General features: G+C 77.3%; 2 protein-coding genes (1 of these 2 running past the window's edge). Both read right to left on the bottom strand.

All coding sequences use genetic code 11. From position 1 onward, the window contains the following. On the bottom strand, positions 1–1,516 hold a 1,516-nt coding region (locus tag ACWCXH_RS08565; RefSeq protein ID WP_449800601.1), incomplete at its 3' end, for a type I polyketide synthase. Positions 1,517–1,526: 10 nt separating this feature from the next. After that, positions 1,527–17,005, bottom strand: the 3' portion of a protein-coding gene (locus tag ACWCXH_RS08560) for a type I polyketide synthase (RefSeq protein WP_449800613.1). The gene runs 12,601 nt beyond the window's last position; the window shows 15,479 of its 28,080 coding nt (coding positions 12,602–28,080); the start codon falls outside the window, past its right edge; its stop codon occupies positions 1,527–1,529.

The following is a 17,005-nucleotide window of genomic DNA, read 5'->3' as shown; positions in this document are numbered from 1 at the left end:
AACCGACCGAGCCGTCGAGGCCGGCCAGCCGCGCCACCTGCGCGCCCAGCGCCGCCTCCGACTTCGCCGACACCACCCACGGCACCACGCCCGGCACGACCGACGGGTCCACTGCGGAGTCCTCCTCCGCCGGCGCCTGCTCGACGATCACATGGGCGTTCGTCCCGCTGATCCCGAACGAGGACACCCCTGCCCGCCGGGGGCGCTCGTCCCCCGGCCACTCCCGCGCCTGCGCCAGCAGCCGCACCGAGCCCGCCGACCAGTCCACGCGCGAGGACGGCGTGTCCGCGTGCAGCGTCCTCGGCAGCACGCCCGCCCGCATCGCCTGCACCATCTTGATCACGCCGGCGACCCCGGCCGCCGCCTGGGCGTGCCCGAAGTTGGACTTGATCGAGCCCAGCCACAGCGGCCGGCCGTCCTCCCGCCCCTGCCCGTACGTCGCGAGCAGGGCCTGGGCCTCGATCGGGTCGCCGAGCGGCGTGCCCGTGCCGTGGCCCTCGACGACGTCGACGTCGGCCGCCGACAGCCCGGCGTTGGCGAGCGCCTGGCGGATGACGCGCTGCTGGGACGGACCGTTGGGCGCGGTGAAGCCGTTGGACGCGCCGTCCTGGTTCACCGCCGAGCCCCGGACGACCGCGAGGACGCGGTGCCCGTTGCGGCGGGCGTCCGAGAGCCGCTCCAGCACCAGCACACCGACGCCCTCGGCCCAGCCCGTCCCGTCCGCGCCCTCCGCGAACGCCTTGCAGCGCCCGTCCGAGGCCAGGCCGCCCTGGCGGGAGAACTCCATGAGCGAGCCGGGCGTCGCCATCACGTTGACGCCGCCGGCGACCGCCAGCGTGCACTCGCCGGCCCGCAGCGCCTGGACCGCCCAGTGCAGGGCGACCAGCGAGGACGAGCAGGCCGTGTCGACCGTCACCGCCGGGCCCTCCAGCCCGAGCGTGTAGGAGAGGCGGCCGGAGAGCGCCGAGGCGGCGATGCCGGTGCCGATGTCGCCGGTGGCGTCGGCCAGGGAGCGCACCAGCAGGTACGCGTAGTCCTGGCCGTTGGTGCCGAGGAAGACGCCGGTCCGCGAGCCGCGCAGCGCCGTCGGGTCGATGCCCGCCCGCTCGAACGCCTCCCACGAGGTCTCCAGCAGCAGGCGCTGCTGCGGGTCGGTGGAGACGGCCTCGCGCGGCGAGACGCCGAAGAAGTCGGCGTCGAAGCCGGACACCGAGTCGAGGAAGCCGCCGCGCCGGGAGACCCGGGTGCCGCGCTCGTCGACGCCGGCGTCCTGAAGGGCGCCGAGGTCCCAGCCGCGGTCGGCCGGGTAGCCGCCGGTGGCGTCGGTGCCGTCGGCCACGAGGTCCCAGAGGTCCTCGGGCGAGGCGACGCCGCCCGGGTAGCGGCAGCCCATGCCGATGACGGCGACGGGTTCGGCGGCCGCGGCGAGCAGCTGCCGGTTCTGCTTGCGCAGCCGTTCGGTCTCCTTCATCGAGGACCGGAGAGCGGCGACTACCTTGTCGTGGGGCGTGGTCATGGTGGCTCCGTCAGTCCTGGGCGTGGTCGGGGTCGTTGCGCAGGGCGGCCTGCACCAGGTCGTCCAGGTCCATCGCGTCGATGGCGTCGGCGTCGTCGGCGGGCTCGCCGTCCGCGGGGCCGTCGGCGAGCTTCAGCAGCACGTCCAGGACGCCGCTGCGCCGCAGCCGGTCCAGCGGGACGGACTCGACCAGCGCCCGCAGGCGGGCGCGCTCGGGCTCCGCGCCGTCCGCTCCGGCTCCGCCGTCCCCCTCGAAGAGCAGGCCCAGCAGGTGCTCGGCGAGCTCGCTCGGGTTCGGGTGGTCGAAGACCAGCGTCGGTGACAGGTCGAGGCCGGTGGCGGCGCCGAGCCGGTTGCGCAGCTCGATCGCGCCGAGCGAGTCGAACCCGAGGTCGCGGAAGGCCTTCTCGGGGCCGACCGCCTCGATGCCGGGCAGTCCGAGCACCTCGGCCGCGCGGCCGCGCACCAGCCCGAGGAGGGCGGCGGAGCGGCGGGCCGGGGTGAGCCCGGCCAGCTCGGCGCGCAGCTCGCGCCCGTTCGGTGTTTCGCCACCGCGGCCCTGCGGGTCGGCGTAGCCGGGGAGTTCGGCGAGCAGCCGGCTCGGGCGGACGGCGGTGAAGGCGCGGACGAAGCGCTCCGGGTCGACGTCGGCGACCAGGGTGGTCGGCGCGGTGTCGAGCACGGCCCGGCGCAGCGCGGCGACCGCGACGGCCGGGTCGAGCGGCCGGATGCCGGTGCGGCGGGCGGCCTCGCCGGCCCGGGCGTCGGCGGCCATGCCGCCGCCGGCCCAGGCGCCCCAGGAGAGGGAGGTGGCGGCGAGTCCGTCGGCGCGGCGGCGTTCGGCGAGGGCGTCGAGGACGGCGTTGGCGGCCGCGTAGTTGCCCTGGCCGGGGTTGCCGACGGCCGCGGAGGCGGAGGAGAACAGGGCGAACACGGCCAGGTCGTGGTCCCTGGTCAACTCGTCGAGCAGGAGTGCCGAGGTGGCCTTGGCGCGGTAGACGTCCTCGAAGCGGTCGGGGGTGAGGCCGTCGATGACGCCGTCGTCGAGCACGCCGGCGGCGTGGACGACGGCGGTCAGCGGGTGTTCGGCGGGCACGGCGGCCAGGACGGCGGCGAGCGCCTGCCGGTCGGCCGCGTCGCAGGCCGCGACGGTGACGGCGGCACCGGCGGCGGCGAGTTCCTCGCGGAGCTCGGCCGTGCCGGGCGCGTCGGGGCCACGGCGGCTCAGCAGCACGAGGTGCCGGGCGCCGGCGGCGGCGAGGCCGCGGGCGACCTCGGCGCCGAGGGCGCCGGTGCCGCCGGTGATCAGCACGGTGCCGGTCGGGTCCCAGGTCTCGGGGACGCCGGGCGCGGATCCGCCGGGGGCGGCGGCCAGGCGTCGGCCGAGGACCCCGGTGGGACGGACGGCCAGCTGGTCCTCCCCGTCCGGGTCGGCGAGGACGGCGGCCAGCAGGGTGGCGGCGCGCCGGTCGATGCTCGCGGGCAGGTCGATCAGGCCGCCCCAGCGCTGCGGGTGTTCGAGCGCGGCGACCCGACCGAGGCCCCAGACGGCCGCCTGGGCCAGGCCGGTGACGCGGTCGCCGGGGGCGGCCGCGACGGCGTCCCGGGTGGCGCACCACAGGGGCGCGCCGATCCGGGCGTCGCCGAGGGCCTGCACCAGGGCGGCGGTGCGGGCGAGCCCGGCGGGGGCGCTGCCCTGTGCCGATTCACCGAGTGCCGATTCACCGAGTGCCGACTTGTCGAGCGCCGACTCGTCGAGCGCCAGGAGGGACACCACGCCGGTGATCTCCTCGGCCGCGCACGGGAGTTCGGCGAGCTGCTTGGCGATCCCGGCCCGGTCGGTGCCGGCCTCGACGGCGAGCCGGACGGCGTCCGGGCCGAGCGCGGCGAGGACGGCGTCCGTCCAGGCCGCATCGCCGTGGCCGGCGGGTACGACGGCGAGCCACGTCCCGGCCGGGGCGCCGGAGCGCGCCCGGTCGAGCGGCTTCCAGACGATCCGTCGGCGGCGGGCGTCGACGGACGCCTGCTCCTCGCGCCGGTCGTGCCAGTCGCGCAGCGCCGGGAGCACCTGGGCGAGGGCGTCGCCGTCGACGTCCAGGGTGCCGGCGAGCGCGTCGAAGGACGCGGTGCGCAGCGCCGTCCAGAACTCCCCGTCGGAGGACGCCGCCGAGGTCCCCGACTGCTCGGGCCAGTAGCGCTGCCGCTGGAACGGGTAGGTGGGCAGGTCGACCCGGCGGGCGCCGGTGCCGGCGAAGACGGCGGACCAGCGCGGCGCCAGCCCGTCGGTGTGCAGGCGGGCGACGGCGGCGAGCAGGGTCGTGCGCTCGTCGCGGCCGTGGCGCAGCGCGGTGGCGGTGACCACCGGGCGGGCCGGGTCGGCGTCCTCCCCGGTGTTGGCCTGGACGAGTGCGGACAGCACGCCGTCCGGGCCGAGTTCGAGGTGGCGGCGCACGCCGCGGGCGGTCAGGGCGGCGACGCCGTCGGCGAATCGGACGGCCTCGCGGACGTGGCGCACCCAGTACTCCGCCCCGGTCTCGCCGGCGACGACGTCACCGGTCAGGTTGGACACGAGCGGGATGCGCGGGGCGGCGTAGGCGATGCCCCGGGCGGTCCGCTCGAAGTCGTCGAGCATGGCGTCCATGTGTACGGAGTGAAACGCATGGCTCACCCGCAAACGCCTAGTCCTGCGCCCGTCGGCCGCGAATCCTGCGGCGGTGCGCTCGACGGCGTCGGCGTCGCCGGAGAGGACGACGGCGCGCGGGCCGTTGACGGCGGCGATCGAGACGCCGTCCGTCAGCAGTGGCAGGACCTCCGCCTCGGTCGCCTCGACGGAGACCATCGCTCCCCCGCCCGGCAGTTCGGACATCAGCCGGGCCCGGGCGGCCACCAGCGTGCAGGCGTCCTCCAGGGAGAACACCCCCGCCACGTGCGCGGCCGCGATCTCACCGATCGAGTGGCCCATGACGAAGTCCGGACGCAGGCCCCACGACTCCACCAGCCGGAACAGCGCCACCTCCAGCGCGAACAGCGCCGGCTGCGCGTACCCCGTGTCGTCCAGCAGGGCCGCCTGCGCCGACCCCTCCTCCGCGAACAGCACCGGGCGCAGCGGCCCTGCCAGCCGTCCCTCGAAGCCGGCGAGGACGGCGTCCAGCGCGTCGGCGAACACCGGGTGGGCGGCGTAGAGCTCCCGCCCGGCGCCGGGGCGCTGCGAGCCCTGGCCGGGGAAGAGGAAGGCGGTCTTCCCGCCCAGGGCCGAGCCCTGGACGAGGTGCGGCGCGGCCTGCCCGTCGGCGAGGGCGCGCAGGCCCTGGGTCAGCTCGTCGCGGTCGGCGGCGAGCACGGCGGCCCGGTGGTCGAGCAGCGTGCGGGTGGTGGCCAGCGAGTGGCCGAGGTCGCGGACCGTCAGCTCCGGGTCCGCGGCGAGGCGGTCGAGCAGCAGGGCGGCCTGCTCGCGCAGCGCTCCGGGCGTCGCGGCGCAGAGCGGGACGGGCAGCGGCCGGTCGTCCGGACGCGCCTCGGCGGGCTCGGCCGCGGGCGGCGCCTCGACGATCACGTGGGCGTTGGTGCCGCTCGCGCCGAAGGCGGAGACGCCGGCCCGACGGGGGCGGCCGGTGGCCGGCCAGGCGGTGTCCTCGGTCAGGAGCTCGGCGGCGCCGGCCGTCCAGTCGACGTGCGAGGACGGCGTGCCGACGTGGAGCGTGCGCGGCAGCAGGCCGTGCCGCATGGCGAGGACCATCTTGATCACGCCGGCCACGCCCGAGGCGGCCTGGGTGTGGCCCAGGTTGGACTTCAACGCGCCGATGAGGACGGGCCGTTCGCGGTCCTGGCCGTAGGTGGCGAGGAGCGCCTGGGCCTCGATCGGGTCACCGAGCCTCGTGCCGGTGCCGTGCGCTTCGACGGCGTCCACCTCGGCGGGCGCCAGGCCCGCGTTGGCCAGGGCGCGCCGGATGACGCGCTGCTGGGACGGCCCGTTGGGCGCGGTGATGCCGTTCGACGCGCCGTCCTGGTTGATCGCGGAGCCGCGCAGGACGGCGAGCACCCGGTGCCCGCGGCGCTCGGCGTCGGACAGCCGCTCGACCACCAGGACGCCGACGCCCTCGGACCACGCGGTGCCGTCGGCGGCGTCGGAGAAGGTGCGGCAGCGCCCGTCCGGGGACAGCGCCCCCATTTCGCCGAACTCGACGAACCCGACCGGGCTCGACATCACCGTCACACCGCCCGCCAGGGCCAGCGAGCACTCGCCGGCCCGCAGCGCCTGGGCGGCCAGGTGCAGGGCGACCAGCGACGAGGAGCAGGCGGTGTCCACGCTGACCGAGGGCCCCTCCAGCCCGAGGGTGTAGGAGAGCCGGCCGGAGAGCAGGCTCGCGGACTGGGCGGTCTCGACGTGGCCGAGCTGGCCGATGGCCGGCCGGTAGTCGCCGCTGCCGCCGCCGATGAACACGCCGGTGTCGCCGCCGCGCAGGCCCGCCGGGTCGATCCCGGCGCGCTCCAGCGCCTCCCAGGCGGTCTCCAGCACGAGCCGCTGCTGCGGGTCGACGACCATCGCCTCGCGCGGGGAGACCCCGAAGAAGGCGGCGTCGAACTCGCCCGCGTCGTACAGGAACCCGCCCTGCTGGGTGACGCTGCGCCCGCGCCCGTCGCGGTCGCCGTGGGCGAGCCGGTCGAGGTCCCAGCCGCGGTCGGCGGGGAACGGTCCGATCGCGTCGGCGCCCTCCCGCAGGAGCCGCCACAGGTCCTCGGGCGAGCGGACGCCGCCCGGGTAGCGGCAGCCCATGCCGACGATCACGATCGGGTCGTCGGTGTCGGCCGCGGCGGCCGAGCGCTCCACCTCCTGGGCCTCGTCGAACAGTTCGGCGCGCAGGTAGGCGGCGAGGGCCGCCGGGGTCGGGTAGTCGAACACGAGGGTGGCGGGCAGGCGCAGGCCGGTCGCGGTGTTGAGGCGGGCCCGCAGGTCGACGGCGGTCAGCGAGTCGAAGCCGAGGTCCCTGAACGGGTGCCCGGACGGCACGTCGTCGGCGTCGGCGTGGCCGAGCACGGCGGCCGACTCGGCCCGGACGATCGCCAGCAGGGCCTCGGTGCGCTCGGCCGCCGACCGCTCGCGCAGGCCGGCGCGCAGCGCGTCGGCCCGGCCGGAGCCGCCGCTCGCCTCCTGCGGCTGCGCGGTGACGCGGGCCTCGGGCAGGTCGGCGAAGAGCCTGCTGGGCCTGGTCTCGGCGAAGGCGGGCGCGAAGCGCTCCCAGGCCACGTCGGCGACCGTGACGGCGGGGCCGTCGAGGGCGGCCGCGAGGGCCGCCAGGGCGCGGTCGGGGGCGATCGGCGGCAGCCCGTTGGCCCGCAGGTGAGCGGCCAGGGAGTCGGGCGTGCTGCCCGCCCAGGCGCCCCACGAGACGGCGGTCCCGGCTCGCCCGGCGGCCCGGCGGCCCTGGGCGACGGCGTCGAGGAGGGCGCTGGCGGCGGCCTCGTCGGCGCGGCCCTTGACCCCCCAGGTGCCGGTGATCGACCCGAACAGCACGTAGGCGTCGAGCTCCCGCTCCCCGAGCGCCTCGCCGAGCGCCACGAGGTCGGCGAGCAGCCCGGCGAGGTGCGCGGCGGGCGCGGCGGTGCGGCCGGTGTAGAGGACGGCCGAGAGGTCGGGCAGCCCGAGGACGGAAGCGAGGGCGGCCGGGTCGCCGGGCGTGCCGGTGACGGGCGTCAGCTCGGCGCCGTGCGCGGCGAGTTCGGCGCGCAGGCGGTCGACGGCGGCGCCATCCACCGCAGCCTCGGCGGTGAGCAGCACCACGTGCCGAGCGCCCGAGTGGGCGAGCCAGCGGGCGGTGAGGGCCGCGTGGCCGTCCGGGTCGCCGACCAGCAGGACCGTGCCGCGCGGGGTCCACGGGCATGCGGTGCCGGGCGTCGTGGCGCGCACGAGGCGCCGGGCGAAGGCCCCGGCGGGGCGCAGCGCCAGCTGGTCCTCGCCGTCCTCGGCCGTCAGCAGGGCGCGCAGGCGGGCCGATGTGCGGGCGTCGGGGGCCTCGGGGAGGTCGATCAACCCTCCCCAGTGCTGCGGGTGTTCGAGGGCGGCCACCCGGCCGATGCCCCAGACGGCCGCCTGCGCGGCGTCCTGCGGGGCCTCGGTGTCGCCGAGGGCGACGGCGCCCCGGGTGAGGCACCACAGCGGGGCCTCGACGCCCGCCTCGCCGAGGGCGGCGAGCAGAGCGTCCGGCCGGGCGAGCCCGGCGGGCACGCCGCCGCAGGTGGCGAGCAGGGACACCACGCCGGTGGCCGTTGCGGCGAGCGGGGCGAGCTTCTCGACCAGGTCCGTGTGGCCGTCCCGGTCGGCCGGGAGGCGGACGGCGTCCGCGCCGAGGGCGGCGAGCACGGCGGACGTCCAGGCGTCGTCGTCCCGGTCGGCCGGGACGAGGGCCAGCCAGGTGCCCGGCAGGGCGTCCGGTCCGGCGGGGGCGGCGTACGGCTTCCAGGCGGCGCGGTAGCGCAGCCGGTCGGCGTCGGTCCGCTCGGTCTGCCGGCGGCGCCACGCGGAGAGGGCGGGCAGGAGGGCGGTGAGCGACGTGTCGTCGTCGAGGCCGAGGGTCGTGCCGAGGGCGGCCGTGTCGGCGCGCTCGACGGCGGACCAGAACACGGCGTCCGCCGGGTCGCCGGCGGCGACGGGCTGCGGTGCGCGTTCGGGCCAGTACAGCTCGCGCTGGAACGGGTAGGTGGGCAGGTCGACCCGGCGGGCGCCGGTGCCGGCGAGCAGTGCGGTCCAGTCGACCGGCACTCCTGCGACGTGCAGGCGGGCGAGCGCGGTGACCAGGGTGCGCTCCTCCGGCCGGTCGCGGCGGCAGGTCGCCTCGGCGACGCGGTCGCGGTCCCGGTCGCCGGTGGAGCGCTGGGCGAGCGCGGCGAGGACGCCGTCCGGGCCCAGCTCCAGGAAGGCGCTGGCGCCCGCTTCTTCCAGCGTACGGATGCCGTCGGCGAAGCGGACGGTCTCGCGGACGTGCCGCACCCAGTACTCGGGTGTGCACAGCTGCTCGGCGTCGGCCAGGTCACCGGTCAGGTTGGAGACGAGCGGGATCGAAGGCGCCTCGAACGCAAGGCCGTTGAGGACGGCCCGGAAGTCGTCCAGCATCGGCTCCATCAGCGGCGAGTGGAAGGCGTGCGAGACCCGCAGGCGCGTCGTCCGCCGGTCGGCGAAGTGCGCCTCGATCGCCTCGACGGCTTCGAGAGCACCCGAAACCACCACCGACGTCGGGCCGTTCACCGCCGCGATCGACACGAACTCGCCCAGCAGCGGGAGGACTTCCTCCTCCGTCGCCTCCACGGCGACCATCGCGCCGCCCTCCGGCAGCGCCTGCATCAGCCGGCCACGCGCCGCCACCAGGGCACACGCGTCCTCCAGCGAGAACACCCCGGCCACGTGCGCCGCGGCGATCTCACCGATCGAGTGCCCGGCCACGAACTCCGGCCGCACGCCCACCGATTCGACGAGCCGGAACAGCGCCACCTCGACCGCGAACAGCCCGGCCTGGGCGTACTCCGTCCGGTTGGACTGCGCCTCGTCCGAGCCCCACACCACGTCCCGCAGCGGCCGGTCCAGCAGCTGGTCCAGCCGTGCGCACACGCCGTCGAAGGCCTCGGCGAACACCGGGAACCGGGCGTACAACTCCCGCCCCATGCCGAGCCGTTGTGAGCCCTGCCCGGAGAACAGGAACGCCGTCGCACGCTCCGCCGCGACCCCGCGCGCGACCTCGACGCCGTCCAGCAGTACCGCGCGGTGCCCGAGAAGCGCCCGGCCGACAGCCAGCGAATGCGCGACGTCGAGCGCGGACGGCCCGTCCAGCGCCGCGAGGCGGCCGAGCGTGGCGTCCAGCGCGGCTTCGGACTTGGCGGAGACCACCCACGGCGCGGCGCTCGCCACCACCTCGGCTCCAGCCGCCTCTTCGGCCGGAGGGGCCTGCTCCAGCAGGACGTGCGCGTTGGTGCCGCTGACGCCGAAGGCGGAGACGCCGGCCCGGCGCGGGCGGCCGGTCTCCGGCCAGGGCCGGGCCTCGGTGAGCAGCTCGACGGCGCCGGCCGTCCAGTCGACGTGCCGGGAGGGCGCGTCGACGTGCAGCGACTTCGGCAGCTCCCCGTGCTGCATCGCGAGCACCGTCCTGATCACCCCGGCGGCGCCGGCGGCGGCCTGGGTGTGGCCGAGGTTGGACTTCACCGAGCCGAGCAGGAGCGGGAGTTCGCGGTCCCGCCCGTAGGCGGCCAGCAGGGCGTGCGCCTCGATCGGGTCGCCGAGGGCGGTGCCGGTGCCGTGCGCCTCGACGGCGTCCACGTCGCCGGCGGTCAGGCCCGCGTCGGCGAGGGCTGCGCGGATCACCCGCTGCTGGGCCCGTCCGTTGGGCGCCGTCAGGCCGTTCGAAGCCCCGTCCTGGTTGACGGCGGAGCCGCGCACGACGGCCAGCACCGGGTGCCCGAGCCGGCGGGCGTCGGAGAGGCGCTCCAGCACCAGAACGCCCGCGCCCTCGGACCACGCGGTGCCGTCGGCGGCGTCGGCGAAGGGCTTGCAGCGGCCGTCGGCGGCGAGGCCGCCCTGCGCGGTGAACTCGACGAAGGCGTCCGGGCTGGACATCACCGAGGCGCCGCCGGCCAGGGCCAGCGAGCACTCCCCGGCGCGCAGCGCGCGGGCGGCCAGGTGAAGCGAGACGAGGGCGGAGGAGCACGCGGTGTCGACGGTGACGGCGGGCCCCTCCAGGCCGAGGGTGTAGGAGAGCCGGCCGGACAGGACGCTCGCCGTGTTGCCGGTGGCGGCGTGGCCGCGCACGTCGGCGGTGCCGCGGCGCAGCACGGTGAGGTAGTCCTGGCCGTTGGTGCCGACGAAGACGCCGGTGTCGGTGCCGCGCAGGCGGTCGGGGGCGATGCCGGAGCGCTCCAGGGCCTCCCAGGAGGTCTCCAGGAGGAGGCGCTGCTGGGGGTCCATGGCGAGGGCCTCGCGGGGCGAGATGCCGAAGAAGCGGGCGTCGAAGCGGCCGACGCCGTCGAGGAAGCCGCCGTGGACGGTGGCGGAGCCGCCCCGGCCGAGGGCGTCGAGGTCCCAGCCGCGGTCGGTGGGGAACGGGCGGACGGCGTCGGCGCCGTCGCCGAGCAGCCGCCACAGGTCCTCCGGCGACTCGACGCCGCCGGGGAAGCGGCAGGCCATGCCGACGATCACGACCGGGTCGTCCGCGACCTCCTGGCGGACCTGAGCCCGGTCGGGTTCGGGCAGGGTGCCGAGGAGTTCGGCGAGCAGGTGGGCGGCCAGGTCGGCCGGGGTCGGGTGGTCGTAGACCAGGGTGGCGGGCAGGGTCAGGCCGGTGGCGGCGGTGAGGACGTTGCGCAGTTCGACGGTGGTGAGGGAGTCCATGCCGAGGTCGGTGAAGGGCTGGTCGGCGCCGACGCGCTCGCCGCCCGCGTGGCCGAGGACGGCCGCGACGCGGGTGCGCACGAAGTCGAGGACGAACCGCTCCCGGGCCTGCTCGGACAGTTCGGCGAGGCGCTGCCGCAGCCCGGACTCCGGGGCGGACGCCACCGGACGGCCGGCCGGTCCGGCCAGCGCGGCGATCAGCGGGACGGGCCGCTGCGCCGTGAACACGGCGGCGAAGCGCTGCCAGTCGATGTCGGCGACGGTGAGCGCGGTGTCGTCGTGGTCGAGGGCGTGGCCGAGGGCCGTCAGGGCGCGCTCGGGCGCCATCGGGTTGTAGCCGCCGCGGCGCACCCGCTGCTCGACGCCGCTGCCGGCCCCGGCCATGCCGTCGCCGGCCCACGGGCCCCACGCGATCGCGGTGGCCGGGCGGCCGTCGGCGCGCCGCTGTTCGGCGAGGGCGTCGAGGTAGGCGTTGGCCGCGGCGTAGTTGGCCTGTCCGGCGGCGCCGATGGTACCGGCGGTGGAGGTGAACAGGACGAAGGCGGCGAGGTCGGTGTCGCGGGTCAGCTCGTCGAGGTGGCGCGCGGCGTCGGCCTTGGGGCGGAGCACGTCCGCGAAGTGCTCGGCGGTCAGGGTGTCGAGGGTGCCGTCGGCGACGACGCCGGCGGTGTGGAACACGGCGGTGAGCGGCCGGTCGGCCGGGACGGCGGCGAGGACCGCCGCGAGGGCCTCCCGGTCGGCGGCGTCGCAGGCGGCCAGGGTGACGCCGGCGCCCAGGGCGGCGAGGTCCGCGCGCAGTTGCTCGGCGCCGGGGGCGTCGGCGCCGCTGCGGCTGACCAGCAGCAGGTGCGCGGCGCCCTGGGCGGCGAGGCGGCGGGCGAGCTGTCCGCCGAGGCCGCCGGTGCCGCCGGTGATCAGGACGGTGCCGGTGGGTGCGTACGGCCGGGCGGCCGGGCGCTCGCCCAGCGGGTGCCGCACGAGGCGCCGGGCGAAGGTGCCGGAGGCGCGGACAGCGAGCTGGTCCTCGCCGTCGGTGCGGGCGAGCGCGGCGGCCAGGCGGCGCAGCGCGGTGTCGTCGAGCTGCTCCGGCAGGTCGATCAGCCCGCCCCAGCGGGTGGGCAGTTCGAGGGCGGCGGAGCGGCCGAGGCCCCAGACGGAGGCCTGCCGGGGGTCGGCGGGCCGGTCGGAGCGGCCGGTGGCGACGGCGCCGCGGGTGAGGCACCACAGCGGGGCGGTGATGCCCGCGTCGCCGAGGGCCTGGACGGCGGCGACGGTGGCCGCGAGCGGGTCCTCGCCGAGCGCGAGCAGGGCCAGGACGCCGGTGAACTCGCCTTCTGCTGCGACCACTTCGCGCAACCGCTCGGCGAGCGCGGCCCGGCCGCCGGAGAGCCGGAGGGTCACCCCGTCGACGAGCCCCTCCGCCCACGCCGCGTCGTCCGAGGCGAGCACCAGCCAGCGGCCGGAGGGCCGGGCGGCGGCACCCGCCGCGTCGAGCGGCGTCCAGGCGGCGCGGTAGCGCCAGGCGTCGACGGTGGAGCGCTCGCGGCGGGCGCGGCGCCAGGTGGAGAGCGCGGCCACGGTGTCCCGGTCGAGGTCCAGCCCGGTGCCGAGCCCGGCGAGGTCGCCGCGGTCGACGGCGGCCCAGAACTCGGCGTCCACCGGGTCGGATCCCGGCGACGGGACGGGCCGCCCCTCCGGCCAGTAGCGCTGCCGCTGGAACGGGTAGGTGGGCAGGTCGGCGCGGCGGGCGCCGGTGCCGGCGAAGACGGCCGCCCAGTCGGGGCGCAGGCCGCCGACGGCGAGGCGGGCGAGCGCGGCCGTGAGGGCCGGGACGCCGGGCCGGCCGCGGCGCAGCGCGGGCACGCCGGTGAGGCGGGCGCCGTCGCCGAGGGTGTCGCGGGCGGCGGCGGTCAGGACGCCGTCCGGGCCGAGTTCGAGGAAGGCGGCGGCGCCGTGGCCGGCGAGGGAGCGGACGGCGTCGGCGAAGCGGACGGTGCCGCGCACCTGCCGGGCCCAGTACTCGGGCGCGCCGAGCTCGTCGGCGGTGGCGGGCGCGCCGGTGACGGTGGAGATCAGCGGGATCGCCGGGGCGTCGCAGGTGAGCGTGGCGGCGACGCGGGTGTAGGCGTCGAGCATCGGCTCCATGTGCGGCGAGTGGAAGGCGTGCGAGACGCGCAGGCGCTTGGTGCGCCGCCCGTCGGCCGCGAACTGGCCGGCGATGCGCAGGACTTCGTCCTCGTCGCCCGCGAGGACGAGTGAGGCGGGTCCGTTGACGGCGGCGATCGAGACGCCGTCCGTCAGCAGCGGCAGGACCTCCTCCTCCGTCGCCTCGACGGAGACCATCGCTCCCCCGCCCGGCAGTTCGGACATCAGCCGGGCCCGGGCGGCCACCAGCGCGCAGGCGTCCTCCAGCGAGAACACCCCCGCCACGTGCGCGGCCGCGATCTCACCGATCGAGTGCCCCACCACGAAGTCGGGCCGCAGGCCCCACGACTCCACCAGCCGGAACAGCGCCACCTCCAGCGCGAACAGCGCCGGCTGCGCGTACCCCGTGTCGTCCAGCAGGGCCGCCTGCGCCGAGCCCTCCTCCGCGAACAGGACGTCCCGGACGGGCCGTTCGTAGTCCAGGTCGAAGCGGGCGAGCACGGCGTCCAGCGCCTCCGCGTAGACCGGGTACCGGTCGTACAGCTCGCGGCCCATGGCCGGGTACTGGCTGCCCTGGCCGGTGAACAGGAAGGCCAGGCCACCGCCGGCGGGCCGGCCGGTGACGAGGGCGGCGTCCGGCAGGCCGTCGCGCAGCGCGGCGAGGGCGCGCCGCAGCTCGGCGCGGTCGCCGGTGGTGACGGCGGCGCGCCGGTCGAGGGCGGTGCGGGTGGTGGCGAGGGAGAACGCCAGGTCGGCGAGCGGCAGTTCGGGCCGCTCGTCGAGGGCGGTCAGCAGCCGCGCGGCCTGGGCGCGCAGGGCCTCCTCGGTACGGGCGGACACCGTGAAGGGCACGGTGTCCCCGTCCTGCGGCGCAGCGGCCGCCACGGTGGCCGGCGCCTGTTCGAGGATCACGTGCGCGTTGGTGCCGCTCAGCCCGAAGGAGGAGACGGCGGCCCGGCGCGGGCGCCCGGTCTCGGGCCAGTCGCGGGCCTCCGCGAGGAGCTCGATGGCGCCTTCCGTCCAGTCGACGTGCGTGGACGGCCGGTCGATGTGCAGGCTGGCCGGGAGCACCCCGTTGCGCAGCGCGAGCACGGTCTTGATGACGCCGGCCACGCCGGAGGCCATCTGGGTGTGACCGATGTTGGACTTCACCGAGCCGAGCAGCAGCGGGAGTTCGCGGTCCTGCCCGTAGGTGGCGAGGAGCGCCTGGGCCTCGATCGGGTCACCGAGCCTGGTGCCGGTGCCGTGGCCCTCGACGGCGTCCACCTCGCCCGGGGCGAGCCGGGCGCCTGCGAGCGCGGCGCGGATCACCCGCTGCTGGGCGGGCCCGTTGGGCGCCGTCAGGCCGTTCGAAGCCCCGTCCTGGTTGACGGCGGAGCCGCGAAGGACGGCGAGCACCGGGTGGCCGAGGCGTTCGGCGTCGGAGAGCCGCTCGACCAGGACGAGGCCGACGCCCTCGGCGAGGCTCATGCCGTCGGCGGCCTCGGCGTAGGCCTTGCAGCGGCCGTCGACGGCCATGGCGCGCTGGCGGCTGAAGCCGACGAACGCGTTGGGCGTGGCCATCACGCTGACGCCGCCGGCCAGGGCGAGCGTGCTCTCCCCGTTGCGCAGCGACTGGCAGGCCAGGTGCAGGGCGACGAGCGAGGACGAGCACGCGGTGTCGAGCGTGACGGCCGGTCCCTCGAAGCCGAAGGTGTAGGAGAGCCGCCCGGACAGCACGCTCGGGATGGTGCCGGTGACGAGGTGCCCCTCGGCGCCGTCCTGGGCGGAGTCGCCGGGGCTGTAGTCCTGGTAGCTGGCGCCGATGAAGGTGCCGGTGAGGCTGCCGCGCAGGGCGGACGGGTCGAGGCCGGCCCGCTCCACGGCCTCCCAGGCGGTCTCCAGCAGGAGCCGCTGCTGCGGGTCCATGGCGAGGGCCTCGCGCGGGGAGATGCCGAAGAACGCGGCGTCGAAGTCGGCGACGTCCTTCAGGAAGCCGCCGCGCACCGAGTAGGTGCGGCCGGGCGTGTCCGGGTCCGGGTCGTAGAGCCCCTCGGTGTCCCAGCCGCGGTCCGGCGGGAACTCGGTGATGGCGTCGCCGCCCGCGGTGACGAGCCGCCACAGGTCCTCGGGCGAGGCGATGCCGCCCGGGTAGCGGCAGCTCATGCCGATGATGGCGATCGGCTCGTCCGGTGCGACACCCGTCGCCGCAGGGGCGGGCCCGCCGGTGGCGGCGCCGGCGATCTTCTCGCGCAGGAAGCGCACCAGGGCGAGCGGGTTCGGGTGGTCGAACACGAGGGTGCTGGGCAGCGTCAGCCCGGTCGCGGCGGCCAGCCGGTTGCGCAGGTCGACGGCGGTCAGCGAGTCGAAGCCGACGTCGCGGAAGGCCCGCTGCTCGGACAGCACGTCGGGCGAGGCGTGGCCGAGCGTGGTGGCCGCCTCGGCGCGGACCAGGTCCAGCAGCCGGCGCTCCTGCTCGGCGGCCGGCAGGGCGCGCAGCCGGGCGGCGAACTCGCCGTCCCCGGCGGGGCGTTCGGCGGCCTCGGCGAGCCGGCGCACCTCGGGGACGTCCTCGAACAGCGCGGTCGGGCGGCCGGAGGTGAAGACCGGGTGGTAGCGCTCCCAGTCGACGTCGGCGATCGCGAGCACCTGCTCGTCGGCGTCGAGGGCCTGGCGCAGCCCGTCCAGGGCGAGCGCGGGGTCCATGAAGACCAGGCCGCTGCGCCGGATCTGGCCGGGGTCGACGCGGCCGAGCTTCAGGTCGTCCGCCCAGATGCCCCAGGAGATCGCGGTGGCCCGGCCGCCGCGGGCACGGCGGTGCTCGGCGAGCGCGTTGAGGTAGGCGTTGCCCGCGACGTACGCGGCGTGCCGGCCACTGCCCCACATGCCGGCGGTGGAGGAGTACAGCACGAAGGCGTCGAGCTGGTCGTCGGGCAGGAGCTCGTCGAGGTGGCGGGCGCCGGCGGTCTTGGCGTGCAGGACCTTGGCGAAGGCCTCGGGGGTGGTCTCCTCGACGGACAGCAGCTCGATGACGGCGGCGGTGTGCACGACGGTGCGCACCTCGTGGCCGGCGGCGGCGAGTTCGGCGAGCATCCGCTCGACGGCGTCGCGGTCGGTGAGGTCGCAGGCCACCATCTCGGCCGCACAGCCCGCGGCGGCGAGTTCGGCGAGCAGGTCGGCGGCGCCCGGCGCGGCGGGGCCGCGGCGGCTGGTGAGCACGATCCGCTCGGCGCCCTCGGCGGCGAGCCGGCGGGCCAGGTGCGGGGCGAGGGTGCCGGTGCCGCCGGTGACCAGGACGGTGCCGCGCGGCGGACGGCCGCCGGGCCGGGCCGCGGCCGCCTCGGCGCGGACGATGCGGCGGGCGTAGGCGCCGGAGGGGCGGATCGCCACCTGGTCCTCGTCGCGGGCGGCCAGCACGGCGGCCAGCCGCTCGCCGCCGCGCCGGTCGAGCACGTCGGGCAGGTCGACGACGCCGCCGAAACGCTGCGGGTGCTCCAGGGCGGCCGTCCAGCCGAGGCCGTGCACCTGCGCCTGCACCGGGTTGGCGACCCGGTCGGTGCGCCCGGCGGCGACGGCGCCCCGGGTGAGGCACCACAGCGGCGCGTCCTGCCCGGTGTCGCCGAGGGCCTGGATCAGCGCGAGGGTGAGCGCGACGCCCTCGGGCAGGGCGGGGTGGCGCTCGCCGGGCCGCTCGGCGGTGGCGAGCAGGGAGACGATGCCCGTCAGCTCGGCGGGGGTCAGGAGAGCGGCGAGCCGCTGCCGGTCGGTGCAGGAGTCGTCCAGGACGAGCCGCTCGACCGTGGCGCCGTGCGCGGTCAGCGCCTCGGCTATGTCCTCACCTGCGGCGGCCTCGCCCTCGCCCTCCGCCGCGGTGACGAGCAGCCAGGTGCCGTCCAGGCGGGCGGAAGCGACGGAGAGCGGCTTCCACGTCGCCCGGTAGCGCCAGGAGTCGAGCGTCGAGCGCTCCCGCCGCCGCCGGTGCCAGTCGGACAGCG

It is taken from the genome of Kitasatospora sp. NPDC001660, from assembly GCF_053596725.1.
The sequence above is the reverse complement of the archived record's forward strand: the minus strand, read 5'-3'. Positions and strand labels throughout refer to the sequence as shown.